This window comes from Paraburkholderia diazotrophica, assembly GCF_900108945.1.
In the GTDB taxonomy this organism is placed as follows: Bacteria; Pseudomonadota; Gammaproteobacteria; order Burkholderiales; family Burkholderiaceae; genus Paraburkholderia; species Paraburkholderia diazotrophica.
Window position 1 is genome coordinate 18,979 of record NZ_FNYE01000008.1, and the last position, 15,311, is coordinate 34,289.

At 64.2% G+C, this 15,311-nt stretch carries 12 protein-coding genes; 6 read left to right on the plus strand and 6 right to left on the minus strand.

Features of this window, described 5'->3' with window-relative positions:
* Positions 1 to 168 precede the first annotated feature (168 nt).
* The 6 genes from BMW76_RS12650 to gloA all read left to right on the plus strand — a co-directional run bounded on the left by BMW76_RS12650 (position 169) and on the right by gloA (position 7,851).
* Entirely contained in the window at positions 169 to 2,535 is a 2,367-nt protein-coding gene (locus BMW76_RS12650) for an LPS-assembly protein LptD (RefSeq protein ID WP_090865482.1), read from the plus strand.
* A 239-nt stretch (positions 2,536 to 2,774) separates the two neighbouring features.
* Entirely contained in the window at positions 2,775 to 4,154 is a 1,380-nt protein-coding gene (locus BMW76_RS12655) for a peptidylprolyl isomerase (protein WP_177200367.1), read from the plus strand.
* A gap of 14 nt (positions 4,155 to 4,168) precedes the next feature.
* Positions 4,169 to 5,170 (plus strand): 4-hydroxythreonine-4-phosphate dehydrogenase PdxA, encoded by a 1,002-nt coding sequence (pdxA, locus tag BMW76_RS12660; protein WP_090865483.1) that lies wholly within the window; start codon positions 4,169 to 4,171, stop codon positions 5,168 to 5,170.
* Between the two features lie 19 nt (positions 5,171 to 5,189).
* Entirely contained in the window at positions 5,190 to 6,020 is an 831-nt protein-coding gene (rsmA, locus tag BMW76_RS12665) for a 16S rRNA (adenine(1518)-N(6)/adenine(1519)-N(6))-dimethyltransferase RsmA (protein ID WP_090865484.1), read from the plus strand.
* Positions 6,021 to 6,225: 205 nt separating this feature from the next.
* A complete protein-coding gene (locus BMW76_RS12670; RefSeq protein WP_090865485.1) occupies positions 6,226 to 7,353 on the plus strand; it encodes a porin in 1,128 nt (375 codons plus the stop codon).
* Positions 7,354 to 7,464: 111 nt separating this feature from the next.
* Positions 7,465 to 7,851, plus strand: coding sequence for a lactoylglutathione lyase (gene gloA, locus BMW76_RS12675; RefSeq protein ID WP_087734069.1), 387 nt, complete (start codon positions 7,465 to 7,467; stop codon positions 7,849 to 7,851).
* Between the two features lie 44 nt (positions 7,852 to 7,895).
* On the opposite strand, the gene BMW76_RS12680 is transcribed toward gloA, so the two are convergent.
* The 6 genes from BMW76_RS12680 to lnt all read right to left on the minus strand — a co-directional run bounded on the left by BMW76_RS12680 (position 7,896) and on the right by lnt (position 15,284).
* Positions 7,896 to 8,753: a M48 family metallopeptidase gene (locus BMW76_RS12680; protein WP_090865752.1), complete on the minus strand. Its 858-nt coding sequence runs from the start codon at positions 8,751 to 8,753 to the stop codon at positions 7,896 to 7,898.
* A gap of 69 nt (positions 8,754 to 8,822) precedes the next feature.
* Positions 8,823 to 9,581 (minus strand): lysophospholipid acyltransferase family protein, encoded by a 759-nt coding sequence (locus BMW76_RS12685; RefSeq protein WP_090865486.1) that lies wholly within the window; start codon positions 9,579 to 9,581, stop codon positions 8,823 to 8,825.
* Positions 9,582 to 9,618: 37 nt separating this feature from the next.
* Complete coding sequence (gene gmhB, locus BMW76_RS12690; RefSeq protein ID WP_090865487.1) at positions 9,619 to 10,179, minus strand: D-glycero-beta-D-manno-heptose 1,7-bisphosphate 7-phosphatase; 561 nt, start codon at positions 10,177 to 10,179, stop codon at positions 9,619 to 9,621.
* Between the two features lie 10 nt (positions 10,180 to 10,189).
* Complete coding sequence (glyS, locus tag BMW76_RS12695) at positions 10,190 to 12,289, minus strand: glycine--tRNA ligase subunit beta (protein WP_090865488.1); 2,100 nt, start codon at positions 12,287 to 12,289, stop codon at positions 10,190 to 10,192.
* 15 nt (positions 12,290 to 12,304) lie between these two features.
* Positions 12,305 to 13,312, minus strand: a complete 1,008-nt coding sequence (gene glyQ / locus BMW76_RS12700) for a glycine--tRNA ligase subunit alpha (RefSeq protein WP_090865489.1) — start codon at positions 13,310 to 13,312, stop codon at positions 12,305 to 12,307.
* 241 nt (positions 13,313 to 13,553) lie between these two features.
* Positions 13,554 to 15,284, minus strand: a complete 1,731-nt coding sequence (lnt, locus tag BMW76_RS12705) for an apolipoprotein N-acyltransferase (RefSeq protein ID WP_090865490.1) — start codon at positions 15,282 to 15,284, stop codon at positions 13,554 to 13,556.
* Between the last annotated feature and the right edge of the window lie 27 nt (positions 15,285 to 15,311).

Genomic DNA, 15,311 nt, shown 5'->3' on the forward strand with positions numbered 1-15,311 from the left:
TTTTTGACGCGACTCGCGTCAGTTCTCGCGCATCTCCCCGATCGCCCGCCTTACCGCTGCATGAATCGTCAATAGTTGTGCATTCGAAGCCCGACTGCACAGGCGGCAGCTTGTGATCGATGAACCGGGTGGATGAACTGACCGCAGAGCCGATACGCCAAACGATACATGCCGCCTAACAAGCTTTTCCCAACCACTCCCTCCTCTGACGCCCTGCCGCGCAGAAGGCGGCTCGCAGCGGCGCTGGTCGCCGTGCCGGGCCTGCTGCCCGCGCTCTCGCACGCGCAGCTGGCGGGAGAGGCGGCGCAGGCGCAGCCGATAGACGCGCCGTGGGGCCTGCGGCTGGCTCCACAACTCGAAGAACATCCGACGCCCAACGGTCAGAGCCCAGCGACCTTCGTGCTCGGCGACTCGACGACGGGCACGGCCGACCAGGACATCGCCGCAAAAGGCTCGGCCGAAGTCCGCCGCGGCTATTCGGCGCTCAAGGCGGACGCGCTTCATTACGATCAGGATACGGACATGGCCGACGCTTACGGCAATGTCCATCTGTCGGGCAACGGCAGCGTGTTTACGGGGCCTGAAGCGCACATGAAGGTTGAGTCGAGCGAAGGCTTCATGACTTCGCCGAAGTACCACTTCAACGCGACGGGCGGCTCGGGCAGCGCGGAACGCGTCGATCTGCTCGACAACGAGCGCTCGGTGTTTACGCGCGGCACGTACACGGCGTGCCAGTGCACGGACGATCCCGCGTGGTACATCAAGGGCAGCGAGTTCGATTTCGATTCGGGCGCCGACGACGGCGTCGCGCACAACGGCGTGCTGTTCTTCCAGGGCGTGCCCGTATTCGCGAGCCCGTGGCTGTCGTTCCCGTTGTCGGGCGCGCGGCGCAGCGGTCTGTTGCCGCCGACGGCGTCGCTCAGTTCGACCAATGGTTTCGAGCTGTCGCTGCCGTACTACTTCAACATCGCGCCGAACCGCGATCTGACGCTGACACCGCGCATCCTGTCGAAGCGCGGCGTGCAGACGCAAGCGAATTTCCGCTATCTGTCGCCCACCTATAGCGGGTCGATCACGGGCGAGTTCCTGCCCGACGACAAGATCACGAAGACGAACCGCTACGCGTTGTACATCCAGCACAACCAGAATTTCGGTTCGGGCTTCGGCGGGTACATCTACTACAACAAGGTCTCGGACAACACGTATCCGGAAGACCTGTCGTCGACGACGAACCAGTTCCTGAATGGCACGCAGCTGCTGTATCAGCAGGAAGCGGGCCTCACGTACAACAACGGTCCGTGGTCCGTGCTCGCGCGCGAGCAGCACTGGCAGACGCTGCCGCCGTCCACCGCGCCGTACGGCCGCGAGCCGCAGTTGAACGTGAAGTACAACAAGTACAACGTCGGCGGCTTCGATTTCGGCGCCGAAGCGGACTACACGCGCTTCCGGATCACGACGGCGGACGCGACGGAAGGCGATCGTGTCGTCTTCAATCCGTATCTGTCGTATTCCGTCGTCGGCCCGGGCTACTTCGTCACGCCGAAGGTGCAGTGGCACTTCGCGTCGTACGACCTGAGCAACATCGGCACGGGCGCGCCTGCCGGTCAGCCGAAGAACTTCACGGAGTCGGTGCCGACGTTCTCGTTCGATACTGGCCTGATCTTCGACCGCTCGGTGCGCATCTTCGGCGAGGACTATATCCAGACGCTGGAGCCGCGTCTGTACTACGTCTACACGCCGTTTCGCAATCAGAACTTCGCGCCGCTGTTCGATACGGCAGAGTCGGACTTCGGCCTCGCGGAGATCTTTACGCCGAACACGTTCGTCGGTAACGACCGCATCGCCGATGCGAACCGCCTGACGGCGGCGCTGACGACGCGTTTCCTGAACCCGGCCACGGGCGACGAGCGCGCGCGCTTTGTGATCGCGCAGCAGTACTATTTCCGCGATCAGCGGGTGACGCTGAACCAGTCGCAGACGACCGAGCAGGCGACGCATTCGGACCTGATTCTCGGCGCGTCGCTGAAGCTCGGGGCCGGTTTCGCCTCGGAAACGGCGTTCCAATATAATGCGGACAACAACCAGCTGGTCAAAACCAGCGTCGGCTTCGGGTACAGCCCGGAGTCGGGCAAAGTCATCAACGTCGGATACCGCTACACGCGCGCCAACACGACGCTGGACAACCAGCCGATCAACCAGCTGCTGATTTCGGGCCAATGGCCGCTGACGCACCGCTTCTACGGCGTCGGGCGGATCAATTACGATCTGAAGGGACACCGCGCCGTCGACGCGCTGCTCGGCGTGCAATACGACGCGGATTGCTGGACGCTCGGCGTCGGCTTCCAGCGCTACGCAAACGGGATCAACTCGACGGGCGGCCAGTCGGCGGGCACGCGGGTGCTTGCGCAGTTGACGTTCAAGGGGCTGTCGAGCGTCGACAACGGGCTGATGTCCGCGTTCCGCGCGAGCGTGGCGGGCTATACGCCGCTGCCGCCTCCGCCGCCGCCCGAATCGCAGTTCAACAACTACGAGTAACCGGTCGGGAGTGACCGGGTCGCGAACAACGGATGCCGCGTCGTTCGCAGAAGGGAAAGGCAACTGTGTTGCATAGGATCGGAAAGGCGCTGGAGCGCCAGTTCCCGTCGACTGCAACCAGGTTGCATGGGATCAGGGTAAGGCGTGGGACGGGAGCGCGCACCAAAGCGCCAATTCCGTCGATACGCCAGCTCTGGTCGACAGACGGGCCGAGCGTGCCCGACATCATTGGAGTATCTGTGGCAATCATGAAAAAGCTTCGCCTGGCAACGTTCGCGACCGGCCTCGCTGCGGCCGCATCCATTCTGTTGGCAGCATCGGCGCATGCGCAGGCGCTGAATAGCGGCAACAACTCGCAAACCGTCGATACGATCGCGGCCGTCGTCAACAACGGCGTCATCACGCAGCGCGAGCTGGATATGCGCGTCGGCCTGATCACGAAGCGGCTGAACCAGCAGCACGCGCCGATTCCGCCCGCCGATCAGCTGCGCCAGCAGGTGCTCAACCAGATGGTGCTGGAGCGCATCCAGTTGCAGAAGGCGCGCGAAGACGGCATCACCGTCGACGACCCAACCGTGCAGCGCACGCTCGAACGTCTCGCGCAGGCGAACAACATGCCGCTCGAAATGTACCGTGCGCGCATCGAGGCGCAAGGTGTGCCCTGGACGACCTTCACGGGCGACGCGAAGACGGAGCTGATCCTGTCGCGTCTGCGCGAGAAGGAAGTGGACAGCAAGATCACGGTGTCGGATGCGGAAGTGGCGAACTACATCGCGAGCCAGCGCGGACCGACGGCCGGTCTCACGTCCGAGCTGCACTTCGAGCACATCTTCCTGAAGGCGCCGCTCAACGCGTCGCAGACGGACATCGAGGCCGCGCAGGCCAAGGCGAATTCGCTGCTCCAGGAAGCGTCGAGCGGCGGCAATTTCGCGAGGCTCGCGAAGGCCAATTCGCAGGCGCCCGACGCATCGAAGGGCGGCGACATGGGCTTTCAGGCTCCGTCGAAACTGCCGGCCGAATTCGTGACGGCGGCATCGACGCTGCGTCCGGGTCAGGTCAATCCGTCCGTGATCCGCACCAACGACGGCTTCGAGATCGTGCGTCTCGTCGAGCGCCGTTCGGGCCAGGGCGCGACGTCCGCCGATTCGACGAAGCTCGTGCAGACCCACGTCCGGCACATCCTGCTGCGCGTCGGCGAAGGCATGTCGGAGCCGCAGGCACGCGAGAAGCTGGTCGAAATCAAGCGCGACATCCAGTCGGGCCAAGGCGATTTCGACAAGTTCGCGCGCACCTATTCGCAGGACGGCTCGTCGTCGCAAGGCGGCGATCTCGGCTGGATCAGTCCGGGGGAGACGGTGCCCGAGTTCGAGCGGGCGATGAACTCGCTGCAGGACGGCCAGATCAGCGAACCCGTGCGAAGCGAATACGGCTACCACCTGATCCAGGTGCTGGGCCGCCGCGAAGCGGAAGGATCGGTTGCGCAGCAGATGGATCTCGCGCGTCAGGCCATCGGCCAGCGCAAGGCGGAACAGGCGTATGCCGACTGGCTGCGTGAACTGCGCGACACCGCGTATGTCGATTACAAGGTAGGCCCCGTCACGGGCACATCGATGCAATAAATTCCGGAGCCGTCATGACCGCTGACCAGCCCTCGAACGCACTGCTGAACATCGCGATTACCACGGGCGAGCCGGCGGGCGTCGGTCCTGAACTGACGGCACTGGCGCTCGCCGCGGCGGGCGCGCACTGGCCAGATGCGCACTTCACGGTGCTCGGCGACGGCGGCCTGCTGGCCGAGCGCGCGAAGGCCGTCGGCATCGATTGGGCGGCGCAGCAGGGGCGCCGCATCGCGACAGACCATCACGCGCTCGCCGTGCCCGCCCAGGCGGGCAAGCTCGATGCGAAAAACGGTCCGTATGTGCTGAGCCTGCTCGACGCCGCGATCGACGGCGCGCTCGCCGGCACGTTCGATGCAATCGTCACCGCGCCGCTGCAAAAGAGCACGATCAACGATGCAGGCGTGCCCTTCACCGGACACACCGAATATCTCGCCGAGCGCACGCACACGCCGCACGTCGTGATGATGCTCGCGGGCACGGGCGCGCGGCCGTTGCGTGTCGCGCTCGCGACCACGCATCTGCCGTTGAAGGACGTATCGGCGGCATTGACCGTCGATGGGCTCGTCGATACGTTGCGTATCATCGATCACGATCTGCGCCATCACTTCGGCTTGCCTGCGCCGCGCATTCTCGTCACGGGCCTGAATCCGCATGCGGGCGAAAACGGCTATCTCGGCCGCGAGGAGATCGACGTGATCTCGCCCGCGCTGAAGCTCGCCAACGGTCAGGGCATCGACGCGCGCGGCCCGTATCCCGCCGATACCCTGTTCCAGCCGCGCTATCTGAACGAAGCCGATTGCGTGCTCGCGATGTTCCATGACCAGGGCCTGCCCGTGCTCAAATACGCGACGTTCGGCGAGGGCATCAACGTGACGCTGGGCCTGCCCATCGTCCGCACTTCCGTCGATCACGGCACGGCGCTCGATCTCGCGGGCACGGGCCGCGCGGATGCGGGCAGCCTGATCGCCGCGATCGACACCGCGGTTTCCATGGCGCGCAACCGCCGCGCCGCGTGATTTTTCTTAAGCTTCTTCGATGTCCAACAGTTCAAGCAGACAGCACCAGGGCCACTTCGCGCGCAAGCGCTTCGGACAGAATTTTCTCGTCGACCTCGGCATCATCGATTCGATCGTCGACGTGATCCGTCCGCAACGCGGCGAGCGCATGGTCGAAATCGGGCCGGGGCTCGGCGCACTCACCGGGCCGCTGATCGAGCGTCTCGCGACGCCCGAAGCGCCGCTGCATGCCGTCGAACTGGACCGCGACCTGATCGGGCGCCTGAAGAAGAAGTTCGGCGATCTGCTCGAACTGCACGAAGGCGACGCGCTCGCGTTCGACTTCGGCTCGCTCGCGGCGGAAGGCGACAAGCCGACGCTGCGCATCGTCGGCAATCTGCCGTACAACATTTCGAGTCCGCTGCTGTTTCATCTCGCCACTTTCGCGGAGCGCGTGATCGATCAGCACTTCATGCTGCAGAACGAAGTGGTCGAGCGCATGGTCGCGGAGCCGGGCAGCAAGGCGTTCAGCCGGCTTTCGGTGATGCTGCAGTACCGCTATGTGATCGACAAGCTGCTCGATGTGCCGCCTGAATCGTTCCAGCCGCCGCCGAAAGTGGATTCGGCTATCGTCCGCATGATTCCGTTCGCGCCGCACGAGTTGCCCGTCGTCGATGAAAAGACGCTCGGCAACGTCGTGACCGCGGCGTTCTCGCAGCGTCGCAAGATGCTGCGCAACACGCTGACGAGCTATCGCGATACCGTCGATTTCGACGCGCTCGGCTTCGATCTGCAACGCCGCGCCGAAGACGTTCCCGTCGAAGAGTACGTGGCCGTCGCGCAAGCCGTCTCGCGCGCAGCGGGCGGTTAGCCGGAGATCATGCAACGCCGCTCGTTGCATTTGCACGGATCAGTGTAGACAGCCCGCAACACGCGGGCTTTCTTTTATCTTTCTGACGCATCACACAGATTAATCTTACGCATTTGCCCGCGCTCGCCATTCGCGCTGGCCGCCGCACCGCTTGATGAATTTCCCTGGCAATTCAATTCGAATGCATGCTGGTTGAGGAGACGGTATGACGATGGTGAGCAAGAGGCATCTGTTCTGTGCCTGCGCGGCGCTGGCGCCCGTGTTGACGGCTACGACGGCGCACGCGCAATCGAGCGTCACGCTATACGGAATCGTCGACGAAAGCGTCCGCTATATGACGCACGTGAACAAGAACGGCGATTCGAGCGTGGGCCTCGGCAACGGCGGCATGTCGGAGAGCCGCTGGGGCTTGCGCGGCGTCGAGGACCTGGGCGGCGGCTGGTCCACTTTCTTCAAGCTCGAAAATCGCTTCTTCATCAACAGCGGCCAGAGCGATCCGACTCTGCCGTTCTTCAACGAAGCGCAGATCGGCGTGCAATCGTCGTCGTATGGCAAGCTGATCTTCGGGCGCATGCCGAACGTGCTGATCGAGGGCATCACGATCGGCGGCTACGGCAGCAATCCGTGGATTCCGTACGACTTCAGCTTCCAGCCCGAAGTGACGATGTCGGGCGGCATCTGGACGAGCAATCAGGTGCAGTATCAGGCGCGTACGCATGACCTGATGTTCTCGGCGGCCTATGCGTTCGGCGGCGTCGCGGGGCATACGTCGTATGGCTCGCAGTTCGGCGCGGCCGCCGCCTATGCGCCGCACGGCGGGCCCGTGAATTTCGGCGGCGCGTACGAGGAGACGCGCGATTCGCTGAACGGCAGCACCGCGAAAGCCTGGACGTTCGGCGCATCGTACACATGGGACCAGACGCGCTTCGCGCTCGGCTATATCGTCAACCGCAACGACCCGGGCTTTTCGAACTTCGCGAACGGACCATTCACGGCACCCGTGCTGGCCGCGCTCAAGTACACGGACTTTTCACGCCGGCGCATGATACTGGGCGGCATCACGCAGCAGGTGGGCGCCGCATGGCATTTCGCTGCGAACGTGTGGCGGACTTTGCAGGACGGCAAGACGCATGCGCAGGACGGCTCCGCGTGGCAGTATCAACTGGTCGCCGACTACAACCTGTCCAAACGCACGGACGTCTATGTCGAAGCCGATTACGCGCTGTATCGCGGCGATTTGATCGGCGCGCAATTGCAGGGCGTCAACGGCGTCGGCCTCGCGCAAAAGGGTTCGCAGATCGGCATGATGGCGGGGCTGCGGCATCTCTTCTGAGCATGCGGCGCATGTGAACGAGGACGACGCCGTGACTTCGCCGTCTGCGGCCGCGCGGCTTTTTCTGTACATTGTCGTCCTCGACATCATCACGCAACAGGGGAGTACACGATGCGCCTTCTTCACACGATGCTTCGAGTCGGAAATCTCGACCGCTCGATCAAGTTCTATACGGAGCTGCTCGGCATGAAAGTGCTGCGCCGCAATGACTATCCGGAAGGCAAGTTCACGCTCGCCTTCGTCGGCTACGAAGACGAAAAAGACGGCACGGTGATCGAGCTCACGCACAACTGGGACACCGAGTCGTATGACATGGGCAACGCATTCGGCCACCTCGCCGTCGAAGTCGACGACGCATATGCGGCATGCGAGAAGATCAAGCAGCAGGGCGGCACGGTGGTGCGCGAAGCGGGTCCGATGAAACACGGCACCACGGTGATCGCGTTCGTCACCGACCCGGACGGCTACAAGATCGAGTTCATTCAAAAGAAGTCGTGATGTAAAAACGAAAGCGCCGGATGATGAGTCCGGCGCTTTTTGCTTTACAGCGTAGGCAGCAACTCGGGCGGATGATGCTTGAGTGTCTGCCGTGCTTCCTTGAACTCGGGGAAGATCGATTCGACTGTCTGCCAAAAGCGCGGACTGTGGTTCATCTCGCGCAGATGCGCGAGCTCATGCGCGGCCACATAGTCGATGATCGACAGCGGGAAGTGAATCAGCCGCCAGTTCAGCCGGATCTTGCCATCGCTCGAACAACTGCCCCAGCGCGTCGCCGCCGATGACAACGCATACGCGCGATACGTGACGCCCAGCTTCTGCGCATACACATCGAGACGTTCGCCGAAGATGCGCTTCGCCTCGCCTTGCAGCCATCCTTGCACGCGGTCCTTGATCTGCTGTTGATCTGCATGCGCAGGCAACGGCAGCGCGAGCACATTCTGTTGCGCATCGAATGCGACGAGGCCGTTCGGCGCCGCAAGCGTCACTCGCACGGTCTGTCCGAGATAGGGCAGCTCGGCGCCGTCTTTCCAGTCGACGCGCGGCATCACGCGCTGCTCGGTGCGCGTCTGCCATTCGGTGAGCTTCGTGAAAATCCAGCGCTGTTTTTCGGCGATCGCCGTTTCGATGTCCGTGAGCGTGACCCATCGCGGCGCCGTGATCGTGAGCCCCGTGCTGTCGATAGCAAAGCCGATCGAGCGGCGCGACGAGCGCTTCAACGCGTAAAACAGCGTGCGAGCGCCGAGCGTGACGCTGCGCAGTTTCGAACCGTCGGGAGCAAGGGGAACGGCGGGCTTGGACTGCGGCGGCGCGGCAGACTGGCCCGGCTCGTCGAAGAGCGGCAGATCGAGTTGCCGGCTATCGAGCGCCGCAGCAGGCTGCGGCTTTGGAGACTTCTGCATCGGACTCACTTCGCGCTGATACGTCGCGCGGGGCACGCGTGCTGCACGTGCCCGTTGCGGCGTGGCGCGTCAGATACGGGCGGCGGCGGGCGAATTCTGCTCGACGCCATAAGCGGCTGGATCGATGCGGCGCATTTCAGCTTCGATCCACGTTTCGACGCGCGTGTTCACTTCGTCGGGCGTGAGCCCGGTGGTGTCGATCGGTTTGCCGATCGACACTGTGACTATACCCGGATATTTCGTAAACGAGTTGCGGGGCCACACGCGCCCCGCATTGTGCGCGATGGGAACGACGACGGCGCCCGTCGCGACTGCGAAGCGAGCGCCGCCCGTCTTGTACTTGCCCTGCTTGCCCGTCGGCGTGCGCGTGCCTTCGGGGAACATGATGATCCAAGCGCCTTCCGCCAGGCGGCGCGCGCCCTGCCTCGTCACCGACGCGAACGCGTTCTTGCCTTCCTTGCGATCGATGTGAACCATCTTCAGCAAGCCGAGCGCCCAGCCGAAGAACGGCACGTACAGCAGCTCGCGCTTGAACACATAGCACAGCGGGCGCGGCATCAGCGCGGGGAACGCGACCGTCTCCCACGCGGACTGATGCTTCGACAGCAGCACGGCCGGACCGCGCGGCAGATTCTCCATGCCTTGCACTTCATAACGGATGCCGTTCAGCACGCGCACGACAGCGAGCGTCACGCGGCACCAGCCAACGGCCATCCAGTAGCGGTTGTCGGCACGCATGAATGGAAACGCGACGAAGCACGCGGTCGCGTACGGAATCGTGAAGATCGCGAAGAAGATCAGCAGCAACAGCGATCGGATGAAGCGCATCGGTGTGGTCGGTGAGATGAGGGCGCGCCCGAGCGCGTCAGTCTTGTTCTTCGGCGAGGAAGTCGAGCGCGAAGGCACGCAGGTCGTCATGCACGCGCGTGCCTTCGGGCAGGCCGCCTGCCGTAAGTGTCTTTTTGCCCTTGCCCGTCAGCACCAGATGCGAGATGAAACCGAGCGCGGCGGCTGCCTGCAGATCGCGCAGCGAATCGCCGACCGCGGGCGTTTCGGACGGCTCGATCTCGAAGCGCTCGGCGATCAGCTTCAGCATGCCGGGCTTCGGCTTGCGGCACTCGCAGTGATCTTCCGCCGTGTGCGGACAGAAGAACACGGCGTCGATGCGCCCGCCGACAGCCGCCGCCGCGCGATGCATCTTCAGATGCATCGCATTGAGCGCATTCATGTCGAAGAGCCCCCGGCCGATGCCCGACTGGTTCGTCGCGATGGCGACGCGATAGCCAGCCTGGTTCAGCCGCGCGATCGCTTCGAGGCTGCCGGGCAGGGCAACCCACTCATCGGGCGACTTGATGTACGCATCCGAGTCGACGTTGATCACGCCGTCCCGGTCGAGCACCACGAGTTTCTTTGCGCTAATCGGCATGATGCGGTGCTCAGGCGGCGAGGCGGGAAATATCGGCGACGCAGTTCATCTGCTGATGCAGCGCGCCGAGCAGCGCAAGTCGATTCGCGCGCAGCGCCGGATCTTCGGCATTGACCATCACGTCGTTGAAGAACGTATCGACGGGTTCGCGCAGCGCCGCGAGCGCCGACAGCGCGCCCGTGTACTGACGCTCGGCCAGTTGCGACTGCACGCGCGGCGTGACCTGTTCGAGCTGCGCATGCAGCGCCCTTTCGGCCGCTTCGATGAGCAACGCGATATCCACACCGTCGACCTTCGCGCCTTCCGACTTCTTCAGGATGTTCGAGATGCGCTTGTTCGCGGCGGCAAGCGATGCCGCTTCCGCGAGGGCCGCGAATTCGCGCACGGCATCCAGACGCGCAACGATGTCGTCGAAGCGCGTCGGGTTCAACGCGAGCACGGCATCGACTTCGCCGACAGCAAAGCCGCGCTCGCGCAGCAGGCCGCGCAGACGGTCGATGCAGAACTCGTAGATGGCCTGCGTCGAATCGGCGACGTTCGGCACATTCGCGAATTGCGCGTAAGCGGCGCGCAGCAGTTCGACGAGATCGACGGGCAACTGCTTCTCGACGAGAATGCGCAGCACGCCGAGCGCGTGACGGCGCAGCGCGAACGGATCTTTTTCGCCCGTCGGCTGCAGGCCGATGCCCCAGATGCCGACGATCGTTTCGAGCTTGTCGGCGAGCGCGACGACCGTGCCCGTCGCCGTCGACGGCAATGCGTCGCCGGAGAAGCGCGGCTGATAGTGTTCCGTGCACGCGAGCGCGACTTCTTCCGGCTCGCCGTCGTGGCGCGCGTAGTACGTGCCCATCGTGCCTTGCAGCTCGGGGAATTCGCCGACCATGTCGGTCAGCAGGTCGGCCTTCGCGAGATGCGCGCCGCGCTTCGCGAGTGCGACGTCCGCGCCGATCATCTGCGCGATGACGGCCGACAGCGCTTCGACGCGCTCGACGCGTTGCAGCGCAGAGCCGAGCTTGTTGTGATAGACGACGTTCGCGAGTTGCGGCACGCGATCGGCGAGCAGCTTCTTCTTGTCGTGCTCGAAGAAGAACTTCGCATCGGCGAGACGCGGACGCACGACACGCTCATTGCCTTCGACGATCTCGACAGGCGTTTTCGTCTCGATGTTCGACACGATCAGAAAGCGCGAGCGCAGCTTGCCATGAGCATCGGTGAGCGCGAAGTATTTCTGGTTCGTCTGCATCGTGAGGATCAGGCATTCCTGCGGCACTTGCAGGAACTCGTCCTCGAATTTGCATGCGTAGACGACGGGCCATTCGACCAGCGACGTCACTTCGTCGAGCAGCGATTCGGGCATCACCACCTGATCGCCGTTCGCTTGCGCGAGCAGATGCTCGCGGATCGCTTCCTTGCGGTCCGTGAAGCTCGGCACCACGTGGCCCTTGTGCATCAGCGTGTCGGCGTAGTGATCCGCGTGCTGGATCTGCACGTAGCCTTCGGACAGGAAGCGATGGCCGAGCGTCGTGTCGTCGGCATCGATGCCGAACGCGGTAATGGGCACGACCTGGTTGTCATGCAGCACCGTGAGGCGATGCACGGGGCGCACGAACTGCACATTCGAGCCGTCCGGACGCTGATACGTCATGACCTTCGGAATGGGCAGCTTCGCGAGCGTTTCGTCGAGCGCGGCTTGCAGTCCTTCGGCGAGCGTTGCGCCGGGCGCTGCATAGCGCAGGAAGAACGCTTCGGCCTTGCCGTCGTTCGCACGTTCGAGGTCGTTCACCGAGAAATCGGGGAAGCCGAGTGCAGCGAGTTTCTTCGCGAGTGGCGGCGTGGGCTGGCCATTCGCATCGAGCGCGACGGAGACGGGCAGCACTTTTTCGCGCACGTGTTTTTCCGGCGCGACAGCGCGCACGTTCTTCACGGTCACGGCGAGACGGCGCGGCGTCGCGTAACGCTCGAACGACAGTTCGCCTTCGATCAGATCGCGCGCGGCGAGGCGTTGCGCGATGCCTTCCGCGAACGCATCGCCGAGACGCGCGAGCGCTTTGGGCGGCAGTTCCTCGGTCAGCAGTTCGACGAGCAGGGTGGCTTGATGGGATTGCGTCATGTCTTCGTGGTCTCGTCAGTCCTGATCGATCTTGCGTTCGACTTTGAGCGGCGGCGCCCACGCGGGCAGCGCGGCGTCCTGTTCGTCGGTGGTGAGGCCGGGCACGCCGTGCACGGGATTGCCGAGCATCGGGAAGCCGAGCTTTTCGCGCGAATCGTAATACGCCTGCGCGACGAGGCGCGACAGCGCGCGAATGCGGCCGATGTAAGCCGCGCGCTCCGTCACGGAGATCGCGCCGCGCGCGTCGAGCAGGTTGAATGTGTGAGCGGCCTTCAGCACGAGTTCGTACGCGGGCAACGCGAGCGGCACTTCGATCATGCGCTTCGCTTCACTCTCGTAGCTGTTGAAGAAGGTGAACAGCAGGTCGGTGTTGGCCTGTTCGAAGTTGTACGTCGACTGCTCGACTTCGTTCTGGTGATACACGTCGCCGTACGTGAGGCGACGCAGCTCGGGACCGTTCGGGCCTTGTTCTTCCCACTCGGTCCAGATCAGGTCATAGACGTTCTCGACCTTCTGCAGATACATCGCGAGACGTTCGAGACCGTAGGTGATTTCGCCGAGCACCGGCTTGCAGTCGAGGCCGCCCACCTGCTGGAAGTACGTGAACTGCGTCACTTCCATGCCGTTCAGCCACACTTCCCAGCCGAGACCCCACGCGCCGAGCGTCGGATTTTCCCAGTCGTCCTCGACGAAGCGCACGTCGTTCTGCTTCAGGTCGAAGCCGAGCGCTTCGAGCGAGCCGAGGTACAGGTCGAGGATATTTTCCGGCGCGGGCTTCAGCACCACCTGATACTGGTAGTAGTGTTGCAGGCGGTTCGGATTCTCGCCGTAGCGGCCGTCCTTCGGGCGGCGCGACGGCTGGACGTACGCGGCGCGCCACGGCTCAGGGCCGATCGCGCGCAGGAACGTATGGACGTGGGACGTGCCCGCGCCGACTTCCATGTCGATCGGCTGGAGCAGCGCGCAACCCTGCTTGTCCCAATAGGATTGCAGCGTCAGGATGATTTGCTGAAACGTGAGCATGAAGAGCCTTGAAGGTGCCTTTCAGGCAGGACGCGGATGCCGTGCGGCTGGCGTGACGCGATGGCCTTGCTGGCCGTCGATCAATCAGCCGGCCGGTTGCGCGGCCCAGTGCTGTGAAACCCTGAATTTTACCGGATTGCCGGTGGCTTGAGACTTTCTGGGGCCTGGTGATTGCCAGGTGGCTCAACGGGGGCGCACCATTGTGCTTGTTGTCGTTGCGCCGCCCGTTGTTCCGCGCCTGTCAGGCGTCGCGATTGCGCTTTGCGTCGACGTTCGCGCCGCCCGCGCCGTTCTTACCGTTCTTGCCGTTCGACCGGTCTCGGCCCGGCCCGAACGCGAATCCGAACGCAAGGAACAGCAGCGATGCCGCGAGTACCGTGTTGTTGCCGCTCGTCACGTACGGTGTCTTGCCCGTGGTGCCCTGAACCACAGTCTCGATCGAGCCTTCCGTGAACGTCGGCAGCCGCGCGATCACGTTGCCGCGCGCGTCGATGGCGGCCGTCGCGCCCGTGTTGGTCGCACGCAGCATCGGGCGGCCCGTTTCGAGCGAGCGCATGCGCGCGATCTGCAGGTGCTGGTCGAGCGCAATCGTGTTGCCGAACCACGCGAGATTCGTCGAGTTGACGAGCACGCCCGCGGGCGTGTCGCTTTCGCGTACCGTGCGCGCGATCTCCTCGCCGAAGATGTCCTCGTAGCAGATATCGACGGCGATCGGCTGGTTGTGCACGACGAACGGCTTCTGCACGGGCGCGCCGCGCGCGAAATCGCCGAGAGGAATGCTCATCAGGTTCACGAACCAGCGAAAGCCCCACGGCACGAACTCGCCGAACGGCACGAGATGATGCTTGTCGTAGCGGTACACGCCTGCCTCGCCGGGCGTGATGCCGAACAGGCTGTTCGTGTAATCGACGACGTGGCCCTCTGCCGTGATCGTGCCGCCGATCGCGCCGAACAGGATCGACGTATTCGTCGAATCGGCGAAACGGCGCACGGCCACCGCGAACGACTCGGGAATGGCCTGCGCGAGCACGGGAATCGCGGTTTCCGGCGTGACGACGAGATCGGCGGGCTTTGCGGTGATCATCCGCTCGTATTCGTCGATCGCGGCCTTCACACCCGACTCTTCGAACTTCATGTCCTGCTTCACGTTGCCTTGCAGCAGTCGCACGGTCAGCGGCGCGTTCGCGGGCGTCGTCCACGCGACGAGCGGCAGCAGCAGGCCCGCTGCGATCAGCGCGACGGCGATTGCGGCGGGCGTGACGACGCGCGCAGTACGTGGCGAAGCCTTCGCATCGCCGCTCGACGCCGCGCGCGAGCGCAGCACGGCCTGCGCGATCAGCGCTGCGGCGAGCGCCATCACCCAGCCGACGCCGTATACGCCCGCAACGGGCGCGAATCCGGCAAACGGCCCGTCGACCTGCGCATAGCCGGTCGCGAGCCACGGAAAGCCGGTGAATACCGTGCCGCGCAGCCATTCGCCGATGGCCCATGCGCTCGCGAAGGCGAATGCGCCGTGCCACGTCGGCGAAAACGGCTGAAGGTCGGCGAGCTTGCCGTTGCGCGCGTGTCCCGCGCAGAACGACCAGATGCCCGCGGCAAACGCCGGATAGATGGCCAGATACATCGAGAACAGCACGAGCGCCGCGCCCGCGAGCGGCGCGGCCATGCCGCCGTAGAAGTGCATGCTCACATACAGCCACCACACGCCCGTCACGTAGTTGCCGAAGCCGAACGCGAAGCCGGTGAGGGCGGCGCTCCTCCAGCCAGTCGTGCGCGTGAGCCACGCGAAGAAGAAAGCGAAGATCGCCAGTTCGAGCCAGCCGCCGTGCGGCGTCGGCGCGAACGACAGCGTGTTGAGCGCGCCGACGGCGGCGGCCGTGAGGTAGTGCCACCACGGCAGCACCCGTGCGCCTCTATCGGCTGCGTCGGGTGTCACGCCGCGGCGCAGACGGGAAGTGATCGGGTCGGCCATTGTTGCGTGGTCGGCTTGATTAAAAGC

Excerpts from the sequence above, each read along its gene's own strand:
- BMW76_RS12650 (WP_090865482.1), top strand. The coding sequence starts at position 169 with ATGCCGCCTAACAAGCTTTTCCCAACCACTCCCTCCTCTGACGCCCTG.
- pdxA (WP_090865483.1), top strand. The coding sequence starts at position 4,169 with ATGACCGCTGACCAGCCCTCGAACGCACTGCTGAACATCGCGATTACC.
- rsmA (WP_090865484.1), top strand. The coding sequence starts at position 5,190 with ATGTCCAACAGTTCAAGCAGACAGCACCAGGGCCACTTCGCGCGCAAG.
- BMW76_RS12670 (WP_090865485.1), top strand. The coding sequence starts at position 6,226 with ATGACGATGGTGAGCAAGAGGCATCTGTTCTGTGCCTGCGCGGCGCTG.
- gloA (WP_087734069.1), top strand. The coding sequence starts at position 7,465 with ATGCGCCTTCTTCACACGATGCTTCGAGTCGGAAATCTCGACCGCTCG.
- BMW76_RS12680 (WP_090865752.1), bottom strand. The coding sequence starts at position 8,753 with ATGCAGAAGTCTCCAAAGCCGCAGCCTGCTGCGGCGCTCGATAGCCGG.
- BMW76_RS12685 (WP_090865486.1), bottom strand. The coding sequence starts at position 9,581 with ATGCGCTTCATCCGATCGCTGTTGCTGCTGATCTTCTTCGCGATCTTC.
- gmhB (WP_090865487.1), bottom strand. The coding sequence starts at position 10,179 with ATGCCGATTAGCGCAAAGAAACTCGTGGTGCTCGACCGGGACGGCGTG.
- glyS (WP_090865488.1), bottom strand. The coding sequence starts at position 12,289 with ATGACGCAATCCCATCAAGCCACCCTGCTCGTCGAACTGCTGACCGAG.
- glyQ (WP_090865489.1), bottom strand. The coding sequence starts at position 13,312 with ATGCTCACGTTTCAGCAAATCATCCTGACGCTGCAATCCTATTGGGAC.
- lnt (WP_090865490.1), bottom strand. The coding sequence starts at position 15,284 with ATGGCCGACCCGATCACTTCCCGTCTGCGCCGCGGCGTGACACCCGAC.